Origin of the sequence: Caldisphaera sp., from assembly GCF_023256325.1 — an archaeon.
Classification (GTDB): Archaea; Thermoproteota; Thermoprotei_A; order Sulfolobales; family Acidilobaceae; genus Caldisphaera.
On the sequence record NZ_JAGDXI010000002.1, the window covers coordinates 27765 to 30550 of the forward strand.

Annotated in this window: 1 protein-coding gene; it reads left to right on the plus strand. The window is 34.4% G+C overall.

What is annotated here, in order from left to right; all coding sequences use genetic code 11:
* Window positions 1-2786: hypothetical protein (locus Q0C16_RS00170; protein WP_292319015.1), on the plus strand; the 2786-nt coding region annotated here is incomplete at both ends.

A 2786-nucleotide genomic window follows, 5' to 3' on the forward strand; every position in this document is an offset into this window, starting at 1 on the left:
CGACTTATTACTACCAACTTCAGGGAGTACTTCAAGTAAAACCTACACGAATGGAACAATATTCTTATATGGTTCAATAAATAATGAATTTGCACTTCCAGCAGTAACCAATAATTTATCAGTAAGCAATGGTTTCACATACTCATATTTTGAAGGTAACACTTTATCTTTAAATGTTTATAACCATACATATATAAGCTTAACTGCAGGATCAAGTAATGTAATAGAAGTGATAAATTCTTCAGGAATAAGTACCGTAACCAAATTTACCGAGAATGTATCGTTATACAGTTTGACTAATGCAGGCGTATCAGGAATGCCATCGACAATACTTAACGTATTTCCAAGCATTGCTTTAGTTAATTTAAATGGCACAAAATTATATCCAGGAGAAAAAATATCATATAATATATCTTGGGCTAACTTCCCAACAAATAGTAACATAACTGGATTTGGGCTCTATTACATAAACCCAGTAACTAATATGGTCACAAACACAAGCGCTCATGTAGTTAAATTCGCACCATCATCATCACCATCATCAGAAACAACATCGCCATTATATGAAAAAATATCTGGTGGAAATACATCAGTTAAGGGTAATTTTACAGTTACATTACCTCTTAATGATCCATATTGGGGATCAATGCTATTTGCATTCGTTTCAACAAACACAAGCGTTACAACATATGGATATTCTCCATTAAATGCCAGGGTCTATCCTATATATAATGTAACGTCCATAGGGAAATATGGTAATATCTCATTTAGTACTCCACTTAATTCAACCTTGCTATTAGGTCAATATTTATTTGTATATGGTTACGGATTTTTACCTGGAATAAATGTGTCAAGTTTGTTCTATGAGACTAATAGCACAAGTAAACCAGTAGGTATGTCTTTAATGACCTTAGTAACACCAAATAAAGGATCAAATGTAAATGTTGTAAATGGAAGTGGAGTGTTCTATTTTGTGTCACAGATACCTACCACTGGTGTAATAGCTAATAATGCTGTGCAAGCTGGGAAAAAAGGCCAATCATATACAGTTTACTTTAATGTTAGTACTTTAAGCAAATATAGCGTACCAACATATAATTTCTTAAATAGTAATATGATGCCATCATCATCATTAGTAACAGATAAAACTGGTGACGCAATAGTATATGTAAACCCATACATAGAATTAACTACTCCCGGAGTTTATTATTATTTACCAGAAATAGTTTCAAATCCAAGTGTAGTTGTGCCTTATAATTCAACTCAACCATTTACGTTAATGATAGATGGTCAAAGTTTCAAATTCCCAGGAATAGCTCCAGTAAGTGCTGGGGAATTAACAGTACAAATAATAGGTGCAAATGCAAGCGCTATGTATTATACATTATATTTGCAGAACGGACCAACATATAGTTCGTCTACGGTTCAATTCTTAGTAGGTAATGTTACATTAACTAATGGTTATGGCGTCATTAATAATGTAAAAGTGCCAAATGCAAACGGATCTGCAGTACTTTATGCAAATATAACTTCATTTAGCAAGAATGGGGTTCAATCTTCATCACCAATCAATAATGTTTCAGTAGGCACAGCTTATGAAGTAATAGTTGGAAAGATGCCAATTTACGCGGCTTATGGATCAAATGTTGTTTCAGGTTTAGATAATACAACCTTCTTGGTCTTACAAAATGTACCAATAACAGTGGTAGGATGGGGATTCGTACCTACAACTGAACCAGGTCTAGTATTTGGTGTAAATGGAGCTGGATACAATGTATCAGCTATAGTAAATGGCTATGCTGAAGGAACTATATATGCGAATGCAACATATGGATTCTTCCAAACCGGTAAATTCTATAATGTAACATTATTATCTAAGAATGTAGAAGTATATGATAAAGTAAGCCCAGCAGTTCAAGAGGAATTATACTATATAAATGAAATAGTAGTGCCTGTGCAAGTGATATTCTCAGGCTCGACAGTATCAGTTGGAGAACCTTACGTAGCATATGTTGTCAACCCATTATTAACATTACAAACATATAATTCGCAATTAGAAACTTATGCCTATTTATTTGCAATGGGTCCAAGTCATACAACTGCATTTGTCTATAATGGAAATGTGCTATCAGGAAAAGTGATGCCAGCAAATAGTTTAGTACCAACACCTCCAACTATGAGTTCATTCTTAGTTTACCCACCAATGGTATCACAAGGTCAATTGATATTCGATTACAATGTATCATTAATATATTTACCATGGCCTTCTGTATCAGCTAATGCATATGGTATGGGAGAAGCTGGAATAGTATCAAATTCATCATTAGCTACTGCATCATCGTTAGCAAGTTCATTAAGCTCTGCTGTATCATCTGTTGAAAGAAATGTCACATCACAACTCTTATCATTAAGCAGCACAGTCTCATCAGATTACAATGCAATGTCCAAGATGTTATCTAATGTCAACTCCACATTAGAGTCACAGATATCATCTCTAAGCAATACCGTATCAAGCAACTACAAATCACTATCATCTTCGATAAGCAGTGTTAGCACATCATTAGAGAATGTCAACTCCACATTAGAGTCTGAACTCTTATCACTAAGCAATAAAGTCTCATCACTCAGCTCAAATGTTTCATCTCTAAGCAGCACAGTCTCATCAGATTACAATGCAATGTCCACGATGTTATCTAATGTCAACTCCACATTAGAGTCTGAACTCTTATCACTAAGCAATACCGTATCAAGCAACTACAAATCACTATCATCTTCGATAAGCAGTG